The following is a 24,691-nucleotide window of genomic DNA, read 5'->3' as shown; positions in this document are numbered from 1 at the left end:
TGGGCGCGCGTGAGCGCGTACGTCAGTGCCATCGTACTTGAGGCGGTGACCGTAGTCATGTGGCCGCGCCAAAAGCCGGCGGGCGCTCTCGTGTACCTCTCGTCAACGTACAGTGACGGCTTGGCGTTGCCGGCTCCTGCTCATTAGCAGCCCGGAGCGCTAGGTTTGGCGTATGACTACGGCAACGGCCCCTCCAGAAGACGACTCGTCGAGCAGTTCACTTCACGATGCGCTGGGGATCCTCAAGCGCATCCCCGCGACGCTCATCACCATCCTGGTGGTACTCGGTGTGGGCATAGTCACTCACGCGTTGTGGGAGTCAGCAACGGAGATGGGACTCACCGAGCGATGGGGCTTTGGCCTTCCCGCCTTCCAGGAGGGCCAGTGGTACACGGTGTTTGTGGGCGCGGCCATCTCGCCCGAACCGTGGATGTACGCGCTGATCCTCACCACCTTCGCCATTGGTGCGGGCTACCTCGAGTACCGTTTTGGCGCCTGGCGCATGCTTCTCGCGGTGATTGGCACACACATCGGCGCCGTGCTGGTGGTCGCCACCATGTTCTGGGCGCTGAGCGACATCGACGTGGCTTGGATCCAGGAACTGTCGCAGGTACGTGATGTGGGGCTGTCCAACGGCGGGTTTGGTGCACTCGGTGCCGCCACCGCCGCGATGGCGCCGCTCTGGCGCCGTCGTGTCCGGCTGATTGGTTCCCTGTACGCCATCGCGATGATTCTTTACGCGGGGGAGATCTGGGACTTCACGCACGCCGCGGCATTGTTCATCGGCCTCGCGATTGGTCCACTCGTCGTGGGCCGCCCCTACGAGAAGATGGATTGGCATGTGGGCCGCCAGGAGATTCGTGACCTGGCCGGGATCATCGTCGCGTTCGGTGCAATCCACCACCTGCTGACGCGCCTCTGGCCCGGACAGGGAGGCGTCCTTAGTTTTGGTGTCCCCGAGGACACCTCTGAGTATTCGCTTCTCACCCAGCTCGGCTTCACGATCATCTCGCTCACCCTGTCGTATGCGCTTCACCGCGGACGGCGGGCGGCGCGAATCATCATCCTCATCATCACGATCGGCGGCGCCGTCCTCATCGGGATCGGGATTCCCAACCTGCACCCAAGTCAGTGGCTCGACCTCGCACTCGACCTCGCACTCGTGGCAATTCTGTTCACCTGGCGCCGTCACTTCATGGTGCGTGGTGACCGGCGGACGCGTCGACGCACGTATCGGCGCATTCTGTTCCTTGGCCTTGGGGTCGCTACCTTCAACGTGGTGGCCATCATGGCGCTACGCGACAGTTTCACACCGTCGCCCACCCTTGGCACCGCGATCGGCGAGTCGGTCCTGCGGATCTTTGGCCTCACTAGCGGTGAGAGTGAGCCCACCACCACAGCCGCCCGCATTCTGGTGAGCTCAATCGGGGTGATCTGGTTCGTCGCCGTCGCAATCGCGTTCGCAGCCATCATGCTGAACAGCCGCGCCGCCGCGACGGACCCCACCAAGAAGGAACGCTTCATCCAGCTTCAGACGGACACCCCGGGGATGACGGACGTGGGGTACATGGCCCGCTGGGACGGTCTGGCGTACTGGGTGTCGGACGCGGAGCGAGTCGCCATCGCCTTCAAGCAAGTGGGCGGTACTGCGATCGTGCTGTCGGACGCCGTCGGCAGGCCGGAGGACGTGCGCGAGGACATGCACGAGTTCTTCGACTTCTGCCGCTCGCACGGTTTGCGACCCACGTTCTTCTCCGTGACCGCGGAGTTCCGCGACGTGCTCGAGGCCTTCGACTACCGGTCCATCCAGGTGGCTGAGGACACCGTCATCCGTCTTCCCGAACTCGAGTTCAAGGGCAAGGCCTGGCAGGACGTCCGTAGCGCGATCAACCGGGCAAACCGCGAGGGCGTCACCATGACGGCGGTACGCATGCACGATGCGCCCCGTGGCCTCAAGGACCAACTCGGAACCATCGCCGCTCAATGGGTGGGCGATAAGTCGCTACCCGAGATGGGCTTTACGCTGGGCGGGCTCAAGGAAGCCGAGGATCCCAACGTGGTCATGCACCTTGCAGTTCACGAAGACGGCACGGTTCACGGCATGACCAGCTGGATGCCCGTCTACCGCGACGGCGACGTGGTGGGATGGACCATCGACATCATGCAGCGCCGCCTCGACGACGGCGTCATGAGCGGCGTGATGGAATTCCTCATCGCGCAAACCGCGATGGAGTTCAAGGAGCAAGGCTACGAGTTCATCTCACTGTCCTGCGCTCCGTTGTCGTACTCCGCGGAGACCGGTAGCCCGCTGGAACGCATGCTCGATATCCTCGCGGACAAAATGGAGCCGTATTACGGGTTCACCAGCCTCGAGCGTTTCAAAGCCAAGTTCAAGCCAGAACACGTTCCGATGTACCTCGCATTCGAGGATGAGGCGCAACTGCCCGGAATCTCACTCGCCATCCTGCGCGCCTACCTACCGGACGCGAATGCGACAGACCTGATTCGCGCGGCCGTCCACAAGGACGACTAGCGATCGGCAGGTGTTAGTGACCGCCACCCAGGTGACCCGACATACGGCCGTGGAACTTGAGAGACTCGTCGTTCAGGCCCTGGATGTCCACGCTCTTGCCGTGGTTCTCGTACTTGTAGACGATGCTGTCGAGGGTCGCGACGGTTGAGGCATCCCACACGTGTGACTGGGTCATGTCGATCACGATGTTCTCGGGGTCACCGGCATAGTCGAACTGACTGAACAGGTCGTTGGAGCTCGCAAAGAAGAGCTCGCCAGTGACGGTGTAGCGGCGGGTGTTTCCCTCGATGGGGCCGCCCACGACAGTCGCGAGGTGCGCGACGCGACGCGCGAACAGGATGCTGGCCAGCAGCACGCCGGCCACGACGCCGTACGCGAGGTTGTGAGTCACGACCACCACAGCGACAGTGACTAGCATGACGGCGGTCTCCGACTTAGGCATGCGCTTGAGCGTGCTCCAGCGCATCGAGTGCCAGTCAAACGTCGCCCACGCGACAAAGATCATCACGGCGACCAGCGCGGCCATGGGGATCGACGCGACTACGTCGCCGAGCACCAGGATCAGGATTAGCAGGAAGATGCCGGCCATGAACGTCGACAGGCGCGTGCGTGCACGCCCCACCTTCACGTTGATCATGGTCTGGCCGATCATCGCGCAACCACCCATGCCACCAAAGAAGCCGGTGATGATGTTCGCGGCACCCTGGCCCCAGGCCTCGCGAGTCTTGTCCGAGTGGGTATCCGTCACATCGTCCACGAGCTTGGCGGTCATTAGCGACTCGAGCAGGCCAACCGCGGCCATACCAAGCGCGAACGGGAAGATGATCTGCAACGTCTCCAGGTTGAACGGGACGTTCGGGAACAGCAGTGATGGCAGGCCCTCGGGCAACGCGCCCTCGTCACCGACGGTGGGAACTGCGATCGCGAAGATGGTGGTCACCAGGGTCAGGCCAACGATCGCGACGAGCGGTGCCGGCACCACCTTGGTGAGCTTGGGGAAGAACGTAATGATCGCTAGTCCGGCAATCACCAACGGGTAGACCACCCAGGACACGTTCTGTAGGTGGGGGATCTGCGACATAAAGATGAGGATCGCGAGCGCGTTGACAAATCCCACCATGACCGAGCGGGGAATGAAGCGCATCAGCTTGGCGATGCCGAGCACCGCGAACAGCACCTGGATGATTCCGCCCAGGATGACTGCGGCGATCATGTAGTCGAGGCCGTAGTCACGCGCGAGCGGCGCAAGCACTAGGGCGACGGCGGCCGTCGCGGCCGAGATCATCGCGGGGCGTCCGCCCAGAAAGGCGATCGAGATCGCCATGGTGAACGAAGCGAAGAGACCCACGCGGGGGTCCACGCCGGCGATGATCGAGAAGCTGATGGCTTCTGGGATAAGCGCGAGCGCCACGACCAAGCCCGACAAGATCTCGGTGCGAGCGATGCGCGGGCTCAGCCACTCGGGGCGACCCCACGTCTTGGGCTGCGTGATGCGACCCCACGCGTTCGTCACCTCGGGCACTCCCGTCGCGGTGCGAGCTTCCGCGATGGTCTGAACCGCCGCATCGGCCGTCTGTTCTTGGGGTGTGGGCTCTTGGGTCTCGGAGTTGTTTTCTGGCTGGCTGTTCTTGCTCGTCGTCATGGCTATCCTCACGGCGGCGAGTAGATTCTCGCCTCAAATCGTCGCCGTGGCGCAAGGCGCGCACCGGCCGGGGCGCAGGCGTATGTCCGCGCAAAAAATTGGGTGGTGGCCGTCGACGGCCTACACCAGGGTACCCGACGGGAATCTTGCGTCCCATTTTGCCCGATGCTGCGGCCGGGTTCCGCGTCCCGTCGCCCAACGGTGACGCCGCGCCACCGAGTGCCTCTGAGCAGTCACTCAGTGCGAAAGTGGGGTCCAAACCCGCACTGAGCGACTGCTGGGCGAAGACCCTCGCCCTTGCGCGCTGGCGCGCAGAAGGGCCGGGCCTCCTTTCGGAGACCCGGCCCTTCAGGCGTGATCAGTGATGCGTCGTGCCGGCGCAGTGGTTTACCTACGCGTCGGTGGGCTCCCACTTGGTGCCGGGGTCACCGGCCTCGTCGGGAGCCTCGCCAGCGAGGTTCGCGCGCAGCTTGGCGCCGAGGTCGCCATCCACGTTGGTCCAGTACTGGATCGCGCGCTCACGAATGTCGTCGGACTTGACGGCGCCCACGTGCCCGGTGATCTGGTCGAGCAGGCTCTGACGCTCGGCATCGTTGAACACCTCGCGGTAGAGCGTTCCGGGCTGACCGAAGTCGTCGTCCTCAGCGTGCAGGGTAGCGGCAGCGCGAGTCATCTCGCCGTCGGTCTCCCAGCCACCGGACTCGGCGGCGCGCTCGGGGTCGGCGTGAGCTCCACCCTTCGAGTTGGGCGCGTACACCGGGGTGTCGGCCGACGCAAAGTTGTAGCGCATCGAGCCTTCCTTGGAGTACGAGTGGCCGTTCGCATCGGCGTTCTTGGGCTGGTTGACGGGCAACTGCGCGTGATTGGTGCCCACGCGGTAGCGGTGAGCATCCGCGTAGCTGAAGATGCGGGCCATCAGCATCTTGTCTGGCGACGGGCCAATGCCGGGGACAAAGTTCGCCGGGGAGAACGTCGCCGACTCAATCTCGCCAAAGTAGTTCTCCGGGTTGCGGTTGAGCTCCATGGTGCCCACCTTGATGCGCGGGTAGTCATCCTTGGACCAGGTCTTGGTGAGGTCGAACGGGTTGAAGCGGTAGTCCTTTGCCTCGTCGTAGGGCATGATCTGCACGTACAACGTCCACGTGGGGAACTCACCCTCCTCGATGTGCGTATAGAGGTCACGGATGTGGTGGTCGGAGTCCGATCCCGCCAGCTGAGCTGCCTCGTCACCCGTCATGTTGTGAACGCCCTGCTCGGAGATGAAGTGGTACTTCACCCAGAAGCGCTCACCCTCGGCGTTAATCCACTGGTACGTGTGCGAGCCGTAGCCGTTCATCTCACGCCACGAACGCGGCAGGCCACGGTCACCCATGAGCCAGGTGACCTGGTGAGCGGACTCGGGGCGCAGCGTCCAGAAGTCCCACTGCATGTCGTTGTCGCGCAGGTGCGAGCCGGGAAGGCGCTTCTGCGAGCGGATAAAGTCGGGGAACTTGATGCCGTCCTTGATGAAGAAGACGGGGGTGTTGTTGCCGACTAGGTCGTAGTTGCCCTCAGTCGTGTAGAACTTGAGCGCAAAGCCGCGCGGGTCACGCCAGGTGTCGGGTGAGCCCTGCTCGCCAGCCACGGTGGAGAAGCGTGCGAGCATCTCGGTCTTCGCGCCCGGCTGGAAAAGTGCGGCACGGGTGTACTTGGACACGTCCTCGGTGACGGTCAAGGTGCCGAAGGCTCCGCCGCCCTTGGCGTGCACCACGCGCTCAGGGACACGCTCGCGGTTGAACTGCGCGAGCTTCTCGACCAGGTAGTGGTCGGTCAGCGAAATGGGGCCGTCTTGGCCGACACTGAGCGAGTGGTCGTCGGACGCGACCGGAGCGCCTGCATCATTGGTCGTGAACTTTTCAGTCATGTCACTTCTCCTTCGTTGAGATGAGATTGGTTGAAACTTGTGCCGTGGATCCTGACCGGCAGTCGCCGCACAGCCCCCAGTAGGTGACCTCGGCCTCGGCGATGACAAAGCCACCCTCGGTGCTCGGGGTCAAGCACGGTGCGTGACCAACCGCGCAATCGACGTCGGCAACCACGCCACAGTTGGTACAGATCACGTGGTGATGGTTGTCCCCCACGCGAAGCTCGAAGAGGCCCGGCTGTCCGGCAGGCTCGATGCGACGGACGATCCCGGCACGGGTCAAGTCGCCAAGCACGTTGTAGACAGCCTGGCGCGAGGTGTTCGGCAGGGACTCGCGGACGCGAGCATAGACAGCATCGGCGCCAGCGTGGGGAATCGCCGCGAGCGCGATCATCACCTGGACACGCGAATCGGTGACCCGCAAGCCGGCCGCGCGTAGCACGCTGGCGCCATCGGGCGCGAGGGTCGCGGGCTGCGTGGTGGTCACCTCATTAGCCTAGGGGCTTGTTTTGATTCAGTCAAAAGAAGCCGATGCGGTGGCTTGCTCGGGCACTAGGCCCACTGGCCGCGTTCCACCAGCACTTCCTTGAGAATGTCGGCTCGATCGCTCACGATGCCGTCCACGCCTAGATCCAGCAGTTCCACCATCTCGTCACGGTCGTTGATGGTCCACACGTGAATCTGGCGGCCCGCCTCATGCGCTGACGCCACCTGGCGCTTGCGGAGGAACTTGACGCGGCCATTGCGCCAGGGAATCTGTAGCGCATCGACCTCGCCGAGCGTGATCTCCGGGTCGGCGCCCAGAACCGAGCCGATCAGCCACCCAATCGCCTCGCGCTGAGCTGCGGGGCTCGCGACCGGCCGGCTGAGTAGTTTGAGGGTCTTGCGGCGACGATCCGCAGAGAAGGACCCGATGCACACGCGGTCGTGCGACTTGGTCTTCTCGATCACCTTCGCGACAGGCTCAATGGCAGAGACGCCCTTGACGTCGATGTTGACCTTGACGGTGGGCCAGGTGCCCAACACGTCCTCCAGGGCGGGAACGGGTTCGATGCCGCCGATGCGGGCCACCTTCACCGAGTCCCAGCGCCGGTTGGAAACCTCGCCCGTCGCGTCGGTAGTCCGGTCGAGCGTCGCGTCGTGCAGCGCCACCGCCACGCCATCCAGAGTTCCGTGGGCATCGGTCTCGAGGTAGCCGTAGCCTAGGTCAACCGCGGACTGGAAAGCCCGCATCGAGTTCTCTAGGCCATCCAGCGAGAAGCCTCGATGCGCGAGCGCGATGGGAAGACCGTTGTTGTCGAAGTACGGGTGCCGAGTCGTCATGTCTCCACGGTACCCACGCCGGCTACATCTGGGGCGCAGCGAACGCTAGTCCAGGATGGAGTCGAGCCACTGCGTCACCGCATCGAAGTAGACCTGCCGGGGGCCCGGCGCTGACAACGAAACGTCGTGCATCGCTCCCGCCACCTCCAGCATTGTCACGTTGGCTCCGAGGCCGGGTCCACTCTTGCGGATCGGGTCCACGTCCACCACGGTGTCCTGGGAGTCCACGCGCGGGTTGTCGAACTTGTCAGGGCCGGTGGAGTCGGCATGGGCGACGAGCACGGGCACCTCAATACTCAACCCCTTGGCCACGCGGCGACGCGCGGAGACGGTGGCTCCCAGCCAGCCCGCGGTGGCCGGCTCGCCCGTCGACTTCTTCCAGGCGCCGTCGAACACCCAGCCACCGCCGTCCTGGGCTGCGAGGCGCTGGGTGTAGACGGTGGGTGCTGGATCCATGATTAAGGTGGGGGCGACCGCTCCGATTACCGGCGTGAGTTCGATTCCGATGGCCTTCCAGCTCTTGAGCCTGAGCCCAAAGAGGGGGCTGTTGAGGATCACGCCCGCGAGGTTGGGGTGGGACACATCGCTGGCCCAGATCGCCGCACCGAGCGCTCCGGTGGAGTGACTATGGACTATCACCGGCAGGTCACCAGCATCGGCAACCGCGGCATCGATCGCGGCGGTGATGTCCTCGCCTAGTTCGGCGATGCGCGTGAAGTGGTGGGGGAGTTCATCCGGCTGGAGCGAACGGCCCGCGCGGCGCATGTCCACGGCGTAGAACGCCAATCCGTGCCCAGCAAAAGCATCGGCCACGTGAGTCTGGAAGTAATAGTCATTGCGGCCATGGACGTGCACGACGATGCCGCGCGGATGGGCGGGCTGATCAATGCGGCGTACCAGGGTGCGCACCGCACCACGGTTGCGACGTGTTCGTGTGGGCTCCGGCAGCCTCGCTGCCTCGTATCCCTCGAGGATGTCAGGGTGCCAATCCATCACCGTGGCCGTGGGGTTGACGGGGGCTTCGCGCTTGTCCATTTTCTGATCGTATCGCTCAAATTCGCGGCGTTCGCGCGTTCGTTACCCGTTGGTCACCGTCCACCGGCACACTATGTCTTATGACGGACGCGCCGACGCCCCCGCACGTACTCGCCTTGGGCGACCCCGGCTCCGGGGTAGCGGAGCGGATTCCGCGTAAACGAGTGATCTCCTGGGCGCTCTGGGACTGGGCGACGCAGCCGTTCAACTCCGTGATCATCACCTTCGTCTTTGTCGCGCTCTACCTCGCGAGCGACAGTTTCATCGATCCCGCGATCGCAGCGCTGGGCGAGGGGAATGCGACGTACGACGCTGCCATCGCCGCGCTCGTCTCCAAGGTGGGCTGGGCCGTCACCATTGCCGGGGTCTTCGTTGCCCTGATCGCGCCGGTCATCGGGCAGCGGGCAGACTCGAGCGGGCGTCGCAAGGTGTGGCTGGGTGGCTGCACCCTGGTCCTGATCGGGTGCATGTTCGGCCTTTTCTTTGTCCAGGCACAGCCGTCGTTCTTCCTGCTGGGCGCCTCCCTCATCGCGATCGGCGCTGTCTTCAACGAGATTGCTGGCGTGAACTACAACGCCATGCTCGTCCAGGTCAGCAACAAGAAGTCCGTGGGTCGCGTGTCGGGGCTCGGCTGGGGCTTGGGTTACATCGGCGGGATCGTGGCCTTGGTCATCGTGGTCGTCGCGGACGGCGCCGACTGGTGGGGCATGGACACGTCCAACGGGATGGCGTATCGCCTGATTGCCGTCGGGTGTGCCGTGTGGACCGTCCTGTTCGCGTGGCCCATCTTCGCGTACGTGCCCGAGGTGACCGGCACCCAGCACGCGCGAGTGAGCATCTGGCGCGGCTATGCCGTGCTGATTCACGACCTCAAGGAACTCTGGCGCGATGCCCGCAGCACGCTGTGGTTCCTGTTCGCCTCCGCCGTCTACCGCGACGGCCTGGCCGGAGTCTTCACCTTTGGCGCGATCATCGCCTCCAAGTCGTTCGGGTTCTCCAACCAGGAAGTCATCATGTTCGGCATCGCGGCCAACCTGATCGCCGGGGTGTCGACGATCATCGCCGGACGCTTCGATGACTGGCTGGGCCCCCGCGCGGTCATCCTGTTTGCGCTCGGAGGGATTGTGTTCTCCGGCCTGGCCGTGGTCATCCTGCACGCTGAAGGCAACATCGTCTTCTGGGTCTTCGGGTTGCTACTCACCGCCTTCGTGGGCCCCGCCCAGGCTGCGTCCCGCTCCCTCCTGGCACGGGTCAGCCCGCCCGGTCGCGAGAGTGAGATTTTTGGCCTCTACGCCACCACCGGGAGAGCGGCGTCATTCCTCGCACCCGCCATGTCGTCGATCGTGATTACCCTCACCGGCGCGACCATCTGGGGCGTGTTCGGAATCATCTCCGTGGTCCTCGCGGGGATGATCATGCTGCTGTTCGTGAAGATGCCCCCGGCGGTGCGCTCAGAAGGACAGGTCGGCCAGTCGTCCGTCTAAGCAGAAATAATGGGCGTTGAGACGGTCAACCCACTCGGTTGTCCTTCTCAACGCACAGAGCGACATCGGCACAAACGCAAAAGCCCGGGTCACCCTCCGTTCAGGAGGACGCCCGGGCTCTTTGCGTTTCTAGTCTTCGGTGGTCGGCTCGGCTTCAGCGGTTGCCTCGGGGGCGGCTTCCACCACGTCGCCCGATGCTGCAGCGGCTGGGGCCTCCGCGTCGCCTTCCGCCTCATCGTCACCGGCAAGCTTGCGCTCGACGTTGCGCGCGATGCCGATGATGCGGTCTCCCTTGGCGGGCTTCGCGAAGGTCACGCCCATGGTGTTCTTGCCGCGTGCGTCGACCTGGTCCACGCTCGAGCGCAGCACCTTGCCGGACTGCATGATGACCAGCACCTCGTCGCCCTCGTCCACGAGCAGTGCGCCGATCAGGTCGCCGCGCTCCTCGGTCAACTTGGCGACCTTGACGCCAAGGCCACCGCGGTGCTTCGCGCGCCAGGCCGATGCCGCGGTGCGCTTGGCAAACCCGTGTTCGGTGACCACAAATGAGTAGGGACCCTCGGTATCGGTGACCACGGCATCGTCCGCCGCGTCGTCTTCCGACTCATCTCCCGCCTCGGGAACGCCTGCGGCGATGACGTCCATCGCCAGCAGCTCGTCCTCGTCGCGGAAGCTCATGCCCTTGACGCCTGAGGTCGCACGTCCGGTGGGACGCAACTCGCCGTCGTGCGCGTTGAAGCGGAGGGACTGACCCTTGCGGGATACCAGCATGAGGTCGTCGTCGTCGGAGACTAGTCGCGCAGCGACCAACTCGTCGGGACGCAATTCGCCGTCCTCGCCCTCGACGTCCCGCAGGTTGATCGCGATCAGACCGCGCGAGCGGTTCGAGTCGTAATCCTCCAGGCGGCTCTTCTTGACCAGGCCGCGCTTGGTGGCAAGCACCAGGTACGGCTTGTCGGCGTAGGTACGCAGGTCCATGACCTGGGCGATCTCCTCGCCCGGCTGGAACTCGAGCAGGTTCGCGACGTGCTGGCCCTTGGAGTCGCGGCCGCCCTCGGGCAGGTCGTAACCCTTGGCGCGATACACGCGGCCCATGTTCGTGAAGAACAGCAGCCAGTGATGCGTCGTCGTGACCATGAAGGTGTCGACCATGTCATCACTACGCAGCGTGGCGCCGCGGATTCCCTTACCGCCACGCTTCTGCGCGCGGTACTGGTCCGAGCGGGTGCGCTTGGCGTAGCCGCCCGAGGTGATCGTGACGACTACCTCCTCTTCGGCGATGAGGTCTTCCATGTTGACCTCGCCATCGAACAGCGAGATCTCCGTGCGGCGGTCGTCGCCGTACTTGCGGACAATCTCGCCGAGCTCCTCGCCGATGATCGCGCGCTGGCGGTCCTGCGACTCAAGAATCGAGTTGAGATCCTTGATCTCCGTCATGAGCGCCTCGTACTGCGAGGTGATGGACTGCTGCTCGAGTGCCGCGAGGCGGCGGAGCTGCAGGTTGAGGATCGCGGTCGCCTGGACCTCGTCCACGTCAAGTAGCTCCATCAGACCCGCGCGGGCCTCGTCCACAGTGGGCGAGCGGCGGATGAGGGCAATGACCTCGTCGATCGCGTCGAGCGCCTTGAGGTAGCCCTGCAGGATGTGAGCCTCGCGCTCGGCCTCACGCAAGCGGTACCGCGTGCGGCGGACGATGACCTCGAGCTGGTGCGTGACCCAGTGCCGAACGAATCCGTCAAGGGCGAGCGTGCGGGGCACGCCGTCCACGATCGCGAGCATGTTACAACCGAAAGACTCCTGCAGCTGCGTGTGCTTGTAGAGGTTGTTGAGGACAACCTTGGCGACGGCGTCACGCTTGAGGACCACGACGAGGCGCTGGCCGGTCCGACCGGAAGTCTCGTCGCGCAGGTCGGCGATGCCCTGCACCTTGCCGTCCTTGACGAGCTCGGCGATCTTGATCGCCAGGTTGTCGCGGTTGGCCTGGTACGGCAGCTCGGTGACGACCAGGCACATGCGGCCCTGGATCTCCTCGATGTTGACGACCGCGCGCATCGTGACGGAGCCTCGACCGGTGCGGTACGCCTCTTCGATGCCGCGGCGGCCAAGAATTGTGGCGCCGGTGGGGAAGTCGGGCCCCTTGATGCGCTCGATGAGCGCCTCGAGTAGCTCCTCGCGGGAAGCCGTGGGGTTGTCCAGGTACCACTGCACCCCCTCGGCAACCTCGCGGAGGTTGTGCGGGGGAATGTTGGTGGCCATACCGACCGCAATTCCTGACGAGCCGTTGACCAGCAGGTTGGGGAAGCGTGCGGGCAGGACGACAGGCTCCTGCGTGCGGCCGTCGTAGTTGTCCTGGAAGTCGACGGTGTCCTTGTCGATCTCGCGGACGAGCTCGAGGGCGAGCGGCGCCATCTTGCACTCGGTGTACCGCGAGGCGGCGGCGCCGTCGTTACCAGAGGAACCGAAGTTTCCCTGGCCGTCGATCAGCGGGTAGCGCAGGGCCCAGGGCTGAACCAGCCGAACCATCGCATCGTAAATTGCCGAGTCGCCGTGGGGGTGAAACTTACCCATGACGTCGCCGACCACGCGCGAACACTTCGAGTAGGCGCGGTCCGGGCGGTAGCCGCCGTCGAACATCGCGTACATGACGCGCCGGTGGACGGGCTTGAGTCCGTCGCGAACGTCGGGGAGGGCGCGTCCCACAATGACCGACATGGCGTAGTCCAGGTAGGACCGCTGCATCTCGGTATTGAGGTCCACTGCCTCGATGGTTCCGTGGTTTACGACCCGCTCGCTGATGCCGGGTGTAATGGGATTAGATGTCAAGGAACCTCACGTCCTTCGCGTTGCGCTGGATAAAGTTACGGCGTGCCTCGACGTCGTCTCCCATGAGGGTGACAAAGACTTCCTCGGCGGCTGCTGCATCGTCCATGGTGACCTTGAGCAGTGTGCGGGTCTCCGGGTCCATCGTGGTGACGCGCAGTTCTTCGTCATTCATCTCGCCCAGACCCTTGTAGCGCTGGATGCCGTTCTCCTTGGGGATCTTCTTGCCTTCCTTGGCCCCTTCTTCGAGACGGTTATCCCGCTCGCGGTCCGAGTACACGTACTCGTGGTCGGCGTTGGTCCACTTGAGCTTGAACAGCGGCGGCTGCGCCAGGTACACGTAACCGGCTTCGATCAGCGGGCGCATGTACCGGAACAGCAGTGTGAGCAGCAGCGTGGCAATGTGCTGGCCGTCGACGTCGGCATCGGCCATCAGCACAATCTTGTGGTACCTGGCCTTGTCGATGTCGAAGTCCTCGCCAATGCCAGCGCCGAACGCGGTGATCAGGGCCTGGACCTCGTTGTTGCCGAGCGCACGGTCGAGGCGTGCCCGCTCGACGTTCAGGATCTTTCCGCGAATAGGCAAAATGGCCTGGTTGTGGGGCTCACGACCAGCTCCGGCGCTACCGCCTGCGGAGTCGCCCTCCACGATGAAGATCTCACACTCTTCGGGGTTCTTGGATTGGCAGTCCTTGAGCTTTCCTGGCATGCCGCCCGACTCGAGCAGGCCCTTGCGACGTGTGGCCTCGCGTGCCTTGCGTGCGGCCATGCGCGCCTGCGACGCCTGGATCGCCTTCCGAATGACTTCTTTGCCCTCGTTGGGGTGGCCGTCGAACCAGTCGGTGAGTAGCTCGTGCACTGCCTTCTGGACAAAGGTCTTCGCCTCGGTATTACCGAGCTTGGTCTTGGTCTGGCCCTCGAACTGCGGTTCTGCCAGCTTGACGGAGATGACTGCGGTCAGGCCCTCGCGGACGTCGTCGCCGGTGAGGTTGTCGTCCTTCTCCTTGAGGATGCCCTTCTCGCGTGCGTAACGATTGATGAGCGAGGTCATCGCAGCGCGGAAGCCCTCCTCGTGCGCACCGCCCTCGGTCGTTGCGATCGTGTTGGCGTACGTGAAGACTGACTCGGAGTAGGCGTTGGTCCACTGCATTGCGAGTTCAGCGGAGATCTTCTTGTCCGGGCTCTCCTGCTCAAAGCTGATGACCTCGGGGTGGACGAGGTCCGCCTTCTTGGCGGCGTTGAGGTGGGCGACATAGTCGACAAGTCCACCGTCGTACTTGTACGTCACGGCACGCTGCGTCTGGTTGCCGTCCTCGTCCTCTTCCATGTGCTCCGGACGCTCGTCCGTGAGGGAGATGGCCAGGCCCTTGTTCAGGAAGGCCATCTGCTGGAAGCGGGCGCGCAGCGTTTCGAAGTCGTAGTCCGTGGTCTCAAAGATGGTGTCATCGGCCCAGAACGTCTGCTGCGTTCCGGTGTCCTCGGTGGCCTCGCCCTTCTCAAGCGTGCCCTGCGGGGCACCACCGTCGGCAAAGGTCTGGCGCCACACGTTGCCCTGGCGCTTGACGACCGTCTCGACCTTGGAGCTCAGCGCGTTCACGACGGAGATACCCACACCGTGGAGTCCACCGGAGACTGCGTAGCCGCCCCCGCCGAACTTACCGCCGGCGTGCAGGATCGTCATGACGACCTCGACCGTGGGCTTGCCCTCGGTGGGGTGGATGTCGACGGGAATACCGCGGCCGTTGTCGGTGGTGCGGACGCCGCCGTCGGCCAGCAAGGTCACGGTGATGGTGTCGCAATACCCGGCAAGCGCCTCGTCAACGGAGTTGTCGACAACCTCATAAACCAAGTGATGAAGGCCTCGTTCACCGGTTGAACCGATGTACATACCGGGGCGCTTGCGGACTGCCTCGAGTCCCTCTAGTACGGTGATATTTCCGGCACCGTATTCAGGCTCGACCGCCTGTGCGTCGTTCTTGGCCACAAATTCCCCTTTTAAGCGGATGTCGCACGCCTAGACGGCACGCAGGATAACTCGGATCATTCTAGCGCGTTTTAGGCCGGAATTTGTGTGATTTTCGGCTATCTGTGAAGAACGGGACACCCCACCAAAAACGGCATCATCCGTAAGTATCTCGAGGGCCGCGGCCCTTGACCGTGCGTGGACCCTTGGTCCAGGAGCGGGTGGTGGGACCGGCAACCTTGATCTCGCGCACGATGTCGCGGCCAAACTCCTCATTGATCCGGTGGCGAATCTGGCCCGACATGATGGTGAGCTGGGTGGCCCACGCGGTAGAACTAGCCTTCACCGTCAGGATGCCCTCGTCAAAACCCAATGGTTCGCAGTGATCCGCAATTTGGTCGCCCACCACTTCGCGCCAGCGACCCGTTACTCCCGACACTTCGAGTTGCTCAGTCCAACCCATGCGACGCATCAGCGTATCCACTGCATCACTCATCGCGAGCGGGTCTCGGCCACCCTGGAACGGCTGGCTCTCACGCCGCTTAGTCTCGCGCTTCACGCGAGCCGCCTTGGGTGAGGTGCGATACGCACCGCGTTCGCGAGCCGATGCGCGAGCCCGGGCCATCGCCTCGCGAGCTAGGTCCGCGCCGTCCTTGCGAGTGGCCGGCGGATTCTGCTCAGTCTCGTCGGCGCCGGTTCCGTCCTCGTCATTCATTCTTGAAACCAAGCGCCGGGTCTGGGGCGGCGGCGGAGCCGCCGCTGAAAATTTTTCCGTCGGCCACTCGAACGACGTCGCCTGCGAGGGCATCGGGCACGTCCTCGGCGACGGCCGCAGTGATTAACACCTGGCTGGCGTTGACCAGCCGCGCGGCGAGTGCGGCACGACGGCCAGCATCAAGTTCGGCAAACACGTCGTCCAGAATCAGTATCGGCTCACCATCGTCGCCGGCGTCCGGGCCGTCATCCGCCGTCAGCAAGTCGTAGGATCCCAAGCGCAGTGCTAGCGCGCAGGACCAACTCTCACCGTGACTCGCGTACCCCTTAGCCGGCATCTCGCCCAGGCGAATCTCCAGGTCATCGCGGTGCGGACCCGCGAGCGTCACGCCACGGTCCAACTCCTTGGGGCGCAGCTGACCTAGCCGTTCCACAAGCCGAACGCCAATATCCGCCGCCGATGCATCAGCTGGCAGAGGTTCGACGTGATCGTCGCGGCCCTCGCCTCGGTCCAACGAAGTCGAGTAGGACACCAGGCAGTCGCCGCCGTCAGGCGCAACATCCGCGTAGGCGGTCGAGACGTAGGGCGCGAGCGCGGCGACCGCGCGGCGCCGCGCCGCCACGATCCGGCCTCCCAGATCCGCAAGTTTCTCATCCCAAACATCGAGCATCGTCAGGTCGCCACGTGCATGACGTGCGCTCTTCAGCATGCTGGAACGCTGCCGGAGGACGCGGTCGTAGTCGGCCATGTCGCCCGCGAGTGCAGGTTGAAGTGCCACACACAGTTCGTCCATGAAGGTCCTACGGCCGCCGGGATCTCCCTTGACCAACGCTAGGTCTTCCGGGGCGAAGACCACAGTCCGCACAATTCCCATGAGATCACGTGGTCGTGCGGTGCCGCGGTTGAGGCGCGCGGTGTTCGCCTTGCCTGGCACCAGCGTTATCTCAAGCGAGAGAGAGCGACCGGCCTTATCTACCCGCGCCCCGATGACACCCCTCGGAGCACCGAAGCGAATCAACGGAGCATCGGTCGCAACACGGTGACTCGACAATGTGGACAAATACCGCACTGCCTCGACCACGTTGGTCTTACCCTGTCCGTTGCGTCCGACCAACGTGGTGACGCCAGGGCCGAACTTCACATCAATCCCCTCATACGAGCGGAAATCCGTGAGCTGCAGGTGCGTGACGCGCATCGGCGCGCGCTTTAGGAGGCGATGCGGATGGGGACGAGCAGGTACCGGAACTCGGACGCGACGGTGCCGCCCGGCTTGTCCAGCCCGACGAACTCAACGGGCTTGGTGTCCTGAGTGAAGCCCAACTGCACGTACTCGGATCCCAGAGCGTTCAGGCCATCCAGCAGGAACGTGGGGTTGAAGGCGACCACAATCGGCTCGCCATCGAGTGCGCACTCGAGTGCCTCGGAAGCCTGAGCATCGTCGGTCTGGCCCGCATCGAGGGTGACCTCACCTTCGGTGAAGGCAAGCCGCACGGAAGAGTTGCGCTCTGCCACCAACGAGACTCGCTTGGTCGCCTCGATCAGGTCCGACGTCTTCACGACCGCTGTGATGGGGCTCTCGTCTGGGAAGAGTCGACGTACCTGCGGGTAGTCGCCGTCCATCAGTAGCGACGTGGTGACCAGGCCGCCCGCCTCGAATCCGACAAGGTCGACACCCTGGCCGGAACTCAGTGCGACGGTGACATCACCGGCACTCAACGACTTCGCGGTTTCATTCAAGGTCTTGGCGCGAACCAACGCGACGGCCGATGCGTCGGGTGACGACGGCTTCCAACCCACCTCGCGTAGCGCGAGGCGGTAACGGTCGGTCGCGAGTAGCGAAATGTGCGAGCCCTCAATCTCCATCCGGACACCGGTCAGAATCGGCAACGTCTCGTCCCGTGAGGCGGCGGAGGTCACCTGGCTGACTGCGTGCTGGAACTCCGCGCCGTCAATCGTGCCGGACTGTGCGGGGAACTCGGGAAGGGTGGGGTACTGGTCAACGGGCATGGTCGCAAGGGTGAATCGCGAAGCACCACACGTGACCGCGACCTTAGTGCCATCGAGGACGAACTGCACCGGCTTGTGTGGCAGAGCGTTCGCGATTTCCTTGAGCAAACGACCGGAGACTAGAACCTCACCAGGGGTCTCAACGTCGGCAGCAAACTCGCTGCGGGCGGAGACTTCATAGTCGAAGCTGGCGAGCCTCACAGTGCCCGAGTCGTCGGCGACGATGCGGACGCCGGCGAGGACCGGAACGGGTGGTCGCGCCGGAACGGCGCGCGAAGTCCAGGCAACGGCGTCAGCCAGTACGTCGCGGTCGACGGAAAACTTCATTGAATACTCCTCGGGTCTGTCGGACAGACTACGGCAAGACTGGGTCTGAATGACAAGGGTTGAATCCATCTAACCAGCAAGCTCGGACAACGGGTGTGATGCCGGGGTGGCGTGAGCCTTATGAAGGACCAGTGGAAAACCTAGAGAAGAAGATGAGTAGTAGTCATAGGCACCGGTGAAACTGTGGAGATCGTTCGATCAGGCTGGTAAATCACAATATTGGGTTGTGAACGAATTGCGGATAGCACGTTGATGAACGACAGGCGGGTTGTGAACGACGGATCCCCCGCCCACAGAACTTGTGATTTCTTCACATCTCGTCCACGGACGCTCACGCTTGTCTCCACGAGTATGCACATAGTTATTCACAGGTGTGCACGACGGGCTAACGACATCAAACTGGACGGAACGACATAGTGATGGCGTCCGCATGATCACTGAAAACTCGTGAGAATGGACCCATGAATACCTCGTGGGAAGCACACATTGACCAGTTTTGGGCCCAAATGGATGATACGAGGCCGGCAGAGATGCTCGATCAGATGCGAGAACTGATCGCACAACGCGATGTGGGTGATGGGGCCGCCCTGTTTGAGTGGGCGTCGATTCACGACTCGCTTGGCATGACCCGCAGTGCCATCGAGCTGTATCGACACGCCATCGAGGCGGGTCTTGACCACGAGCGTGCGCCTCAGGCCTCGTTGCAACTAGCGAGCTCGCTGCGCGCCGAGGGCTCCGCCAAGGAGTGCCTCGCCGTCCTGGATGCCTGGGAAGCGACCGGAACCGATGCATCGGCCGTCGTGGGGCAAGCGCCCGCGCTGGTGCGTGCGCTAGCGCTCCACGATCTGGGTCTCACCACGTTAGGCCTGCAAGTGGCGCTCTTGGGTCTCGCGGAGACGCTGCCCAGGTACAACCGTTCCATGAAGGCCTATGCGGAGGGCATCACCAAGCACTAGCCGCGCGACTGCTGCTTAATGCGGGCGTGGATCTCGTTGACCTGGTTGTACATCTGACGACGCTGCGCGATTTGGTCTTCGACCTTCTTGACCGCGTACATCACCGTGGTGTGGTCCTTGCCGCCAAAGTGGTCGCCGATCTTGGGTAGCGAAAGGTCGGTGAGTTGGCGGCAGAGGTACATCGCGATTTGCCGTGCCGTGACGTAGACACGGCTACGACTGGTGCCCGTGAGCTCGTCGATCGTGATGCTGAAGTACTCGGCAGTGATCGAGATGATGGTTGCCGCGGTGATCTCGGAATCGTCGTCAGAGATTAGATCCTTGAGCACCACCTGGGCGAGGCTCAGGTCAACCGGCTGCTTGTTGAGCGCGGCGAACGCGGTGACGCGAATAAGCGCGCCCTCCAACTCGCGGATATTGCTGGTGATGTTGGAGCCGATGTACTCGAGCACGTCGCCTGGGGCCTGGACATCGTCCGCCTGTGCCTTCTTGCGAAGGATGGCGATGCGGGTTTCGAGGTCGGGCGGCTGCACGTCGGTCATGAGGCCCCACTCGAACCGGGTGCGCATGCGGTCTTCGATGCCGGCCAGGTTTCGCGGACTGACGTCAGCAGTGATGACCACGTGCTTGCCAGCGTTATGCAGAGCATTGAAAGTGTGGAAAAACTCCTCGAGAGTCTGTTCCTTGCCCTGCAGGAACTGAATGTCGTCGACCAGCAATACATCGACTTCGCGATACTGGCGCTTGAAGCTCAGTGACCGATCGTCTCGAATCGAGTTAATGAAGTCGTTGGTGAACTCCTCGGAGTTCACATAGCGCACCCGAGTGTCTGGCTTCAGGTGGCGAGTGTAGTGACCGATCGCATGCAGCAGGTGGGTCTTGCCCAGTCCGGAGTCGCCGTAGATGAAGAGCGGGTTGTAGGTCTTGCCGGGTGACTCGGCGACGGCTAGCGCCGCGGCGTGCGCAAAGCGATTGGACGAGCCAATGACGAAGGTGTCGAACGTGTACCTGGGGTTAAGGTGCGGATCTTCGATGGGAGCGACCCGGCGCGGTGGCCGCGGGGTGTGGTGCTCACCGTCATCGTTCGCGCGAGCGGGGCTGGGCGGGCGAATGGAAGAGTCGACAGTGACGGCGATCCGAATGTCGTGTCCGATGACCTCACTGAGCGCCTCGGTGAGTGGACCACGAATGGTGGACTCAACCTTGTTCTTGGTGAACTCCTCGGCGACCGCCAAGAACACGTTGCCCTCGACGACAGCCAGTGGCTTGATCAGGCGGAGGAAGGAACGGTTCTGGGGCGAAAGCTCATCGTCCTCGTGCAGCAAGTCGACCGCTTGCGACCACACCTCATCGATGGTCTGAGTCAACTCGTCTGAAGCCACGTTTACGTTCGCCCTTTCTGCTTGTCCACAGCATTATCCACAGGGGTGAATGGGCTGTCATCTTTTCGTTACTCAGCTCATCGGCGTGTCGCTGCCAACAAACGAGTCCGAGATGGTGGAGCCTATCTTGTTCAGGCGGTGTAACCAACGCGAGACGTGTGATTTGACCACGGTTCCAGTTCGGCGTAACGTTAGGTCGCTGATTTGACCCACCCCTCAAACGTCTTGGAGTACTCCCGTGAGCAAGCGGACTTTCCAGCCGAATGTACGCAAGCGCGCTAAGACGCATGGCTTCCGCCTGCGTATGCGCACCCGTGCCGGCCGATCCATCCTTTCCACCCGTCGTCGCAAGGGCCGCGGCAAGATCTCGGCATAACACTTGCTTCCTGCCAGCTCTCGGATGCGCGCGGCATCGGACTTCCAGTTCGTGATGCGTCGCGGTTCTAAGAGTGGTCGGAAGACGGCAGTGGTTTATCTAGCGCGAACCGGCGATGCGACGAGCATGGCCGGTTTTGCCGTATCTAAAGCAGTGGGAGGTGCCGTGATTCGTAACCGAGTCAAGCGGCGCATGCGCGCCATCATGGCGGAGCTTCTTCCCACGCTTTCCCCTGGTAGTGGCGTTGTTGTGCGTGCGCTCCCGGCTGCGGCCGACGCTTCCTACGCGCAGCTACGGGCGGATCTTTCCGGTGCCCTCGCGGCGGCCGATGCGAAGGTTCCCGCATGAGCGGGCAGGCAGGCAAGGCGGCCCGAGCCGTGGCATCGGCTCCCAGTGCCGTGCTGATCTTCACCATTCGCGGCTACCAGTCAGTGATCTCTCCCCTCACTGGCCCGCGTTGCAAGTACTACCCCTCGTGCTCACACTATGGACTGGAAGCAATCCAGAGCCACGGCGCGCTGACGGGTAGTGCACTGGCTGCGTGGCGAGTGCTGCGGTGTAACCCGTGGAGCAACGGAGGCGTCGACGACGTCCCCGCTCCGGGTCAGAAGCGCTTTCGACTTTCCCGTAACAACGCCGCGATGGCCGCTACCGACGACGCTGTCGCCTCGCCTAGCCTTCATTCTCTGACCAGCAACTAAGGACAACCATGAACTTTATGATCATCTTCCGGCCTATCGAGATTGTCGTGGCCGACATCATGGTGGTCTGGCACACCATGCTGACCTGGCTGGGACTTCCGCCGGATTCGGGTGCCGCGTGGGCGCTGTCCATTGTCGGTCTGGTGATCACGATCCGCATCATTCTGGTGCCGCTGTTCGTGAAGCAGATCAAGGCTTCCCGTGCGATGCAGATGATCGCTCCGGAACTGAAAGCGGTGCAGGCCAAGTACAAGGGCAAGAAGGATGCGGCCTCTCGCGAGGCGATGAGCCGCGAGACCATGGAGTTGTATTCCAAGCACAAGACAAACCCCTTTGCCTCGTGTCTGCCCATGCTCGTGCAGGCGCCTATCTTCTTCGCGCTGTTTCGTGTCCTCAACTATGAGATCGGCCCCGACGCAGCCGGTATTGGTTGGCTAACGCCGGAGCTATCCGCGCAGGCCGACTCAGCGAGCCTTTTTGGGGCACCGCTGTCCTCGTCGTTCCTGGAGCCCGGCTCGACTATGACGACCAAGATCGTGGCGTCCGTTCTGATCATCGCGATGGTCGCTACTACCTTCCTTACGCAGCGTCAGTTGACTCGCAAGAACATGCCAGCTTCTGCACTCGAGGGCCCTATGGCTCAGCAGCAGAAGGTGCTGATGTATGTCCTACCGTTCATCTTCGTGATCTCCGGACCCAACTTCCCGATCGGTGTCCTCATCTACTGGACCACCACTAACTTGTGGACCATGGGTCAGCAGTTCTACGTGATTCGGCGAAACCCTACTCCCGGATCTGACGCGGAGAAGACGTACAAGGCGCGACTGGCCGCTAAGGCCGCAAAGAAGGGCACGCCGCTCATCGATAACACCGACCCCGAGCACCCCGTGATCGAGGCGGGCGAGTCCAGCGGACAGCGTGTGCAGCCCAAGAAGAAGCCACGCAAGAAGCGATAGCTGCTTTCCGGTTGGCGCAAGGCGCTACTTCAAGCTCTAGAATTTTCCATGCCGCACCATGAGGAGCACCCCTCCTCGTGGCCATCACTGAAAGAACCCCGATGACTGAATCCACCAACACCTCGTCCCTCGACGCTGAGGGAGACGCAGCCGCAGACTTTCTCGAAGAGCTGCTCGACATTTTGGATATGGACGGAGACATTGACATCTCCGTCGAGGCCGGACGCGCCAAGGTTGCCATCGTCTCCGAAGGTCCTAACCAGAACCTTCGTCGCTTAGTTGGCCCCGATGGAGAGGTACTTGACGCGCTGCAGGACCTCGCTCGCCTCGCGGTGCAGTCTGAGACCGGTGAGATGAGTCGCCTAATGCTGGACATCACCGACTTCCGCGCTGGTCGACGTGAGCGCCTTGCGGAGGCGGCACGCGAAGCCGTAGCCAAGGTAAGGGAGTCAGGACAGGCGTTGGCCCTTGACCCCATGAACGCGTTCGAGCGCAAGGTGGTACACGACGTCGTGCTCGAGGCCGGGCTCAGGTCCGAGTCCGAGGGTGAAGACCCGTCGCGTCACGTCGTCATTCTTCCTGCCAGCGAATAGAAGGCTCACAAGTCATTCCTGACCACCCTCGGTGAAATCGCGGGTGGCGGGTAGTGTTTCACGTGAAACAACCGGGGAGGTGTAGGGGATGACCGCATCAAGTGAAGACGAGTTCCATGCCTCAGCATCAGGGCAAGGGCATCTGGTGTCGTCCACCCCTAAGTCGGGTTCAGTTGTTGGTGATGTAGATCCAGCACTGCGCACCCTGACGGGGGATCCCCTCAATGACTCCCCCGCACTTGAGGAGTTTTTTGGCGACTCGCTCGGACGCGTGCGTTCTTTCGCGGAACTATTGGCCGATCAGGGCATCCTGCGTGGGCTTATAGGCCCTAGGGAGTTGACCCGAATTTGGGAGCGCCACATCCTTAACTCGGCCGCATTGGCACCCTTCTTGCCTGACGGCACGCTCGTGGACGTCGGTTCCGGTGCTGGCCTACCTGGCATGGTGCTGGCTGCGATGGAGCCTTCCCGTCCTGTGGTGCTGGTGGAGCCCATGGAACGGCGTACGGCCTGGTTGTTTGAGGCTGCGGAGATAACGGGTATTGACAACGTTACGGTGGTCCGCGGGCGTGCCGAGGAGGTATCCGACGTGGTGGAAGCCGACGTGATCACTGCGCGTGCTGTGGCTTCGATCGACAAGCTGGTGAAGTGGTGTGCCCCGCTCCTGTCTCCCACGGGGCAGATGGTGTTCCTCAAGGGGCGTTCAGCTCCGGAGGAGTTGGAGCGTGCCAAGTATGTGTTGCGTAAGCACGGGCTGCAGGGTGCCGTGCATTCGGCTCCCACCATTGCGGGTGTCGATGCGACGACGGTGGTCACACTCACTCGGTCTTAACCCCGCCCTGCTTCCTACGCGCGGCCGGTGCAGTTATCCCCAAAGTTCTCCACAGCCGTTTTATGCGTGGAATGGGGCAATACGCACCGTCTTTCCACAGGCGTGCGCATTTTTTGCGACACTACGTCTCTCCGTGGTTCGCGGTGTTTCCCACACCATGTTTCACGTGAAACATGATGAGGGCGCCTTTGTCTCTCTGGTTGTTTGAGGCCCGCCCCGTTGTGCGGGGATCCCGTTTTGCAGGAGCGCTCCATTGTTGCTCACGGCCCATGTCTGCCCGCCTTGTCAGGGTGTTGATGAGGATGGTGATCCTGGGCCATGATGCTTGCGACTCAGTGCGACGGGCTCCATCTTGGTTCTTGCCGGTAGTTGAGTGCGCCACTGCATGGCGGGTGAGAGTCGACTTGTCGCGGTTTCCTGCGCGCTACAGGGACCGGGGCCACGCGTGAGTACCAGAGGACCATGCTGGCTACGTATGGGTGTCTAGCACGGCATGCGGGGTCCGGAAGGGGCCTGCCGCATTGGCAGCGTCCGCCCATGAGCGCACACGAGGCTGCGCTCCTGTGGCCTCCAGTGGGGCCCCGCCTAGCAGTGGCCGAGGGGCCATCGCACTGCGGGTCCAGGCCATCGCCGCACACTAGGTTGTATTGCCGTCGCTTTTCGCGGAGTCCTGCCAGGCGGTTCTCGAGCGCCGCCTGGTGGTGGCGGATTCTTGTAGAGCTTGGCTGAGAGCCTCCGCCCTCGCCGTGGCTGAGGCGCGGCAATGCATCTGACGCCTGTAGTTCAGTGGTGAGGGAAGGTGCGCGCCGTCGTGGTGGAGAGTGGTTGCGGGCTGCTTTCCTGGCTGCACGTGATGATCGCGATTCCCTTGGCTACGCGACGGGCAGTAGTGAGGAGGGCGTTGGTGGGCACTGTGGACTCCTCTGCTCGGCGGTGTTTCACGTGAAACACGCCAGGGATGCCCTCGCCCTCGCCTGGCGCCACAGGGGTGGAGGAGGCTACGGTGGTTGAGTCGCGTGTCACTAGTGGCCGTACATGGCTGACGCGCGACGGCCGGACCGTGTGGACGGAGCCGGGGCGGTGCTTGAATTCGGCTTGGCGTGCGGCGACCTGCGCTGTGTCGTGAGGGTCTGAATCGGGCCG

At 63.1% G+C, this 24,691-nt stretch carries 21 protein-coding genes; 9 read left to right on the top strand and 12 right to left on the bottom strand.

Features of this window, described 5'->3' with window-relative positions:
• Positions 1–172 precede the first annotated feature (172 nt).
• Positions 173–2,533: a bifunctional lysylphosphatidylglycerol flippase/synthetase MprF gene (locus AOP77_RS05260; protein ID WP_062210269.1), complete on the top strand. Its 2,361-nt coding sequence runs from the start codon at positions 173–175 to the stop codon at positions 2,531–2,533.
• Between the two features lie 13 nt (positions 2,534–2,546).
• Here AOP77_RS05260 and AOP77_RS05255 read toward each other — a convergent pair whose 3' ends face one another.
• From AOP77_RS05255 to AOP77_RS05235, 5 genes are all read right to left on the bottom strand, one after another.
• Positions 2,547–4,175, bottom strand: a complete 1,629-nt coding sequence (locus AOP77_RS05255; protein ID WP_084622335.1) for a SulP family inorganic anion transporter — start codon at positions 4,173–4,175, stop codon at positions 2,547–2,549.
• Positions 4,176–4,566: 391 nt separating this feature from the next.
• A complete protein-coding gene (locus AOP77_RS05250; RefSeq protein ID WP_062210266.1) occupies positions 4,567–6,078 on the bottom strand; it encodes a catalase in 1,512 nt (503 codons plus the stop codon).
• Between the two features lies 1 nt (position 6,079).
• Complete coding sequence (locus AOP77_RS05245; protein ID WP_062210263.1) at positions 6,080–6,565, bottom strand: Fur family transcriptional regulator; 486 nt, start codon at positions 6,563–6,565, stop codon at positions 6,080–6,082.
• 65 nt (positions 6,566–6,630) lie between these two features.
• Entirely contained in the window at positions 6,631–7,401 is a 771-nt protein-coding gene (locus AOP77_RS05240; RefSeq protein ID WP_062210260.1) for a glycerophosphodiester phosphodiesterase family protein, read from the bottom strand.
• A 45-nt stretch (positions 7,402–7,446) separates the two neighbouring features.
• Entirely contained in the window at positions 7,447–8,436 is a 990-nt protein-coding gene (locus AOP77_RS05235; protein WP_062210257.1) for a serine aminopeptidase domain-containing protein, read from the bottom strand.
• Positions 8,437–8,516: 80 nt separating this feature from the next.
• Between AOP77_RS05235 and AOP77_RS05230 the strand changes: the two genes are divergently transcribed.
• A complete protein-coding gene (locus AOP77_RS05230) occupies positions 8,517–9,920 on the top strand; it encodes an MFS transporter (protein WP_062210254.1) in 1,404 nt (467 codons plus the stop codon).
• A gap of 129 nt (positions 9,921–10,049) precedes the next feature.
• On the opposite strand, the gene gyrA is transcribed toward AOP77_RS05230, so the two are convergent.
• The 5 genes from gyrA to dnaN all read right to left on the bottom strand — a co-directional run bounded on the left by gyrA (position 10,050) and on the right by dnaN (position 17,752).
• Positions 10,050–12,743 carry a DNA gyrase subunit A gene (gene gyrA, locus AOP77_RS05225; protein ID WP_236685755.1) on the bottom strand — a complete coding sequence of 898 codons (2,694 nt, stop codon included), beginning with the start codon at positions 12,741–12,743 and terminating at the stop codon, positions 10,050–10,052.
• Positions 12,733–14,724 carry a DNA topoisomerase (ATP-hydrolyzing) subunit B gene (gyrB, locus tag AOP77_RS05220; protein ID WP_236685754.1) on the bottom strand — a complete coding sequence of 664 codons (1,992 nt, stop codon included), beginning with the start codon at positions 14,722–14,724 and terminating at the stop codon, positions 12,733–12,735. Before gyrB ends, gyrA begins: the two co-directional genes overlap by 11 nt.
• Positions 14,725–14,860: 136 nt before the next feature.
• Positions 14,861–15,418 (bottom strand): DciA family protein, encoded by a 558-nt coding sequence (locus AOP77_RS05215; protein WP_062210239.1) that lies wholly within the window; start codon positions 15,416–15,418, stop codon positions 14,861–14,863.
• Positions 15,411–16,613 (bottom strand): DNA replication/repair protein RecF, encoded by a 1,203-nt coding sequence (gene recF, locus AOP77_RS05210; RefSeq protein WP_062210236.1) that lies wholly within the window; start codon positions 16,611–16,613, stop codon positions 15,411–15,413. The genes AOP77_RS05215 and recF overlap by 8 nt, the downstream gene beginning before the upstream one ends.
• Positions 16,614–16,624: 11 nt before the next feature.
• Positions 16,625–17,752, bottom strand: coding sequence for a DNA polymerase III subunit beta (gene dnaN / locus AOP77_RS05205; RefSeq protein ID WP_062210233.1), 1,128 nt, complete (start codon positions 17,750–17,752; stop codon positions 16,625–16,627).
• Positions 17,753–18,213: 461 nt separating this feature from the next.
• Here dnaN and AOP77_RS05200 point away from each other — a divergent pair, with 461 nt between their 5' ends.
• Entirely contained in the window at positions 18,214–18,708 is a 495-nt protein-coding gene (locus AOP77_RS05200; protein WP_062210230.1) for a tetratricopeptide repeat protein, read from the top strand.
• Here AOP77_RS05200 and dnaA read toward each other — a convergent pair.
• The gene (gene dnaA / locus AOP77_RS05195) at positions 18,705–20,090 is read right to left on the bottom strand and encodes a chromosomal replication initiator protein DnaA (protein WP_061963255.1); all 1,386 of its coding nucleotides are present in this window, start codon (positions 20,088–20,090) and stop codon (positions 18,705–18,707) included. The genes AOP77_RS05200 and dnaA overlap by 4 nt on opposite strands.
• Positions 20,091–20,328: 238 nt before the next feature.
• Between dnaA and rpmH the strand changes: the two genes are divergently transcribed.
• The 6 genes from rpmH to rsmG all read left to right on the top strand — a co-directional run bounded on the left by rpmH (position 20,329) and on the right by rsmG (position 23,548).
• Complete coding sequence (gene rpmH, locus AOP77_RS12105) at positions 20,329–20,466, top strand: 50S ribosomal protein L34 (protein ID WP_084622331.1); 138 nt, start codon at positions 20,329–20,331, stop codon at positions 20,464–20,466.
• A gap of 3 nt (positions 20,467–20,469) precedes the next feature.
• Positions 20,470–20,814, top strand: coding sequence for a ribonuclease P protein component (gene rnpA / locus AOP77_RS05190; protein WP_062210227.1), 345 nt, complete (start codon positions 20,470–20,472; stop codon positions 20,812–20,814).
• The gene (gene yidD / locus AOP77_RS05185; RefSeq protein ID WP_062210224.1) at positions 20,811–21,167 is read left to right on the top strand and encodes a membrane protein insertion efficiency factor YidD; all 357 of its coding nucleotides are present in this window, start codon (positions 20,811–20,813) and stop codon (positions 21,165–21,167) included. Before rnpA ends, yidD begins: the two co-directional genes overlap by 4 nt.
• 8 nt (positions 21,168–21,175) lie before the next feature.
• A complete protein-coding gene (yidC, locus tag AOP77_RS05180) occupies positions 21,176–22,123 on the top strand; it encodes a membrane protein insertase YidC (RefSeq protein ID WP_062210221.1) in 948 nt (315 codons plus the stop codon).
• 101 nt (positions 22,124–22,224) lie between these two features.
• Positions 22,225–22,716, top strand: coding sequence for a Jag family protein (locus tag AOP77_RS05175; protein WP_062210218.1), 492 nt, complete (start codon positions 22,225–22,227; stop codon positions 22,714–22,716).
• 88 nt (positions 22,717–22,804) lie between these two features.
• Complete coding sequence (gene rsmG / locus AOP77_RS05170) at positions 22,805–23,548, top strand: 16S rRNA (guanine(527)-N(7))-methyltransferase RsmG (RefSeq protein WP_084622330.1); 744 nt, start codon at positions 22,805–22,807, stop codon at positions 23,546–23,548.
• 783 nt (positions 23,549–24,331) lie between these two features.
• Here rsmG and AOP77_RS05165 read toward each other — a convergent pair.
• Positions 24,332–24,571 (bottom strand): hypothetical protein, encoded by a 240-nt coding sequence (locus AOP77_RS05165; RefSeq protein ID WP_062210215.1) that lies wholly within the window; start codon positions 24,569–24,571, stop codon positions 24,332–24,334.
• Positions 24,572–24,691: the final 120 nt, after the last annotated feature.

This window comes from Demequina oxidasica (assembly GCF_000975115.1).
In the GTDB taxonomy this organism is placed as follows: Bacteria; Actinomycetota; Actinomycetes; order Actinomycetales; family Demequinaceae; genus Demequina; species Demequina oxidasica.
The sequence above is the reverse complement of the archived record's forward strand: the minus strand, read 5'-3'. Positions and strand labels throughout refer to the sequence as shown.

What these genes read in the sequence shown, in the direction of transcription:
- AOP77_RS05175 (WP_062210218.1), top strand. Translation starts at nt 22,225, where the DNA reads ATGACTGAATCCACCAACACCTCGTCCCTCGACGCTGAGGGAGACGCA.
- AOP77_RS05215 (WP_062210239.1), bottom strand. Translation starts at nt 15,418, where the DNA reads ATGAATGACGAGGACGGAACCGGCGCCGACGAGACTGAGCAGAATCCG.
- AOP77_RS05255 (WP_084622335.1), bottom strand. Translation starts at nt 4,175, where the DNA reads ATGACGACGAGCAAGAACAGCCAGCCAGAAAACAACTCCGAGACCCAA.
- AOP77_RS05250 (WP_062210266.1), bottom strand. Translation starts at nt 6,078, where the DNA reads ATGACTGAAAAGTTCACGACCAATGATGCAGGCGCTCCGGTCGCGTCC.
- AOP77_RS05230 (WP_062210254.1), top strand. Translation starts at nt 8,517, where the DNA reads ATGACGGACGCGCCGACGCCCCCGCACGTACTCGCCTTGGGCGACCCC.
- AOP77_RS05200 (WP_062210230.1), top strand. Translation starts at nt 18,214, where the DNA reads ATGAATACCTCGTGGGAAGCACACATTGACCAGTTTTGGGCCCAAATG.
- rsmG (WP_084622330.1), top strand. Translation starts at nt 22,805, where the DNA reads ATGACCGCATCAAGTGAAGACGAGTTCCATGCCTCAGCATCAGGGCAA.
- dnaN (WP_062210233.1), bottom strand. Translation starts at nt 17,752, where the DNA reads ATGAAGTTTTCCGTCGACCGCGACGTACTGGCTGACGCCGTTGCCTGG.
- recF (WP_062210236.1), bottom strand. Translation starts at nt 16,613, where the DNA reads ATGCGCGTCACGCACCTGCAGCTCACGGATTTCCGCTCGTATGAGGGG.
- AOP77_RS05260 (WP_062210269.1), top strand. Translation starts at nt 173, where the DNA reads ATGACTACGGCAACGGCCCCTCCAGAAGACGACTCGTCGAGCAGTTCA.
- yidD (WP_062210224.1), top strand. Translation starts at nt 20,811, where the DNA reads ATGAGCGGGCAGGCAGGCAAGGCGGCCCGAGCCGTGGCATCGGCTCCC.
- yidC (WP_062210221.1), top strand. Translation starts at nt 21,176, where the DNA reads ATGAACTTTATGATCATCTTCCGGCCTATCGAGATTGTCGTGGCCGAC.
- AOP77_RS05235 (WP_062210257.1), bottom strand. Translation starts at nt 8,436, where the DNA reads ATGGACAAGCGCGAAGCCCCCGTCAACCCCACGGCCACGGTGATGGAT.
- AOP77_RS05240 (WP_062210260.1), bottom strand. Translation starts at nt 7,401, where the DNA reads ATGACGACTCGGCACCCGTACTTCGACAACAACGGTCTTCCCATCGCG.